Below are 1,060 nucleotides of genomic sequence, written 5' to 3'. Positions count from 1 at the left end.
GAATTGTCAAACTAAGTGCAACGGTTTGTCAAAAAATACTTCATATGGGGTTTCATAATTTAACACTTTGCGCGGACGTTGATTTAACTGCTTTTGGCAGTGTTCAACGTCCTGTTCTGTATAATTATCAATATTTGTTCGCTTGGGAAAATATTCCCGGATTAATCCATTTGTATTCTCATTTGTTCCACGCTGTTCAGGGGAATATGGATCGGGCCAATAGACAGTAACACCTAATCTTTCGCTGATTTCATCAAGATGAAGAAATTCGGTCCCATGATCTGGTGTAATAGAATGAACAAATTCTTTAGGAATGGCCCCTAACAGTTCAACTAAGCCTTTATTTATCTCCTGCGAGTCCTTTCGCGCAACCTTTTTGATAAGAGTAAGCCGACTAAGCCGATCGACAACCGTTAAAAGGATGGAATGACCCGTTCGCCCAATCACAGTATCGATTTCCCAGTCACCAATACGTTGACGCTGGTTGATAAAACCAGGGCGCTCATGAATTGAGATGTAGTCCGTCTGTACTTCTCGATGTCGTCTAGTATTCTTTGAATGCCGCGTCCGATGTTTATGTCTGAGATTGCGCTGAATACCGGTATCGCCATGTGAGGAGTACTTCTCACCTAAATTGCGTTGATAGATATGACGGTAGATTGTGTTGTAGCTAACACACCATTGATGTTCCTTATTAAAGCGAGCGGTAATCTGCTCTGGTGACCAGTGCAGATCTAAGATGTAATGAACAATTTGACGGCGTAGTTGTGGATGGCTGTCTAATAGCCGCTTCTTGTGACAATTCTTTCGCTTTTGATGATAGTCATTTTCTGCTTTGCTTGGGGAATAATTACCTACACAACGTTTTAATTCTCGTGAAATAGTGCTTGGATTTCGCCCCAGCCGTAACGCAACAGCCCGGATAGATAACCCCTTAGCTCGTAAAAACATAAGCATTTCACGTTCTTTTATAGTAAGATGTTTATAGCTCATACCGGATACCTCGAATTGTTTGATTTGGTCGTTAAACATATTCTACCCGGTATGGGTTTATTTTTTT

Annotated in this window: 1 protein-coding gene; it reads right to left on the bottom strand. The window is 41.1% G+C overall.

Annotated elements, in window-relative coordinates:
* Window positions 1–6: 6 nt before the first annotated feature.
* Complete coding sequence (locus FD34_RS08425) at window positions 7–993, bottom strand: IS30 family transposase (protein ID WP_191980201.1); 987 nt, start codon at window positions 991–993, stop codon at window positions 7–9.
* Window positions 994–1,060: the final 67 nt, after the last annotated feature.

It is taken from the genome of Limosilactobacillus pontis DSM 8475 (assembly GCF_001435345.1).
GTDB classification, from domain to species: domain Bacteria; phylum Bacillota; class Bacilli; order Lactobacillales; family Lactobacillaceae; genus Limosilactobacillus; species Limosilactobacillus pontis.
This window is presented reverse-complemented; position numbering and strand designations above follow the sequence as displayed.

Coding starts and splice junctions, on each gene's coding strand:
- FD34_RS08425 (WP_191980201.1), bottom strand. CDS start 993: ATGAGCTATAAACATCTTACTATAAAAGAACGTGAAATGCTTATGTTT.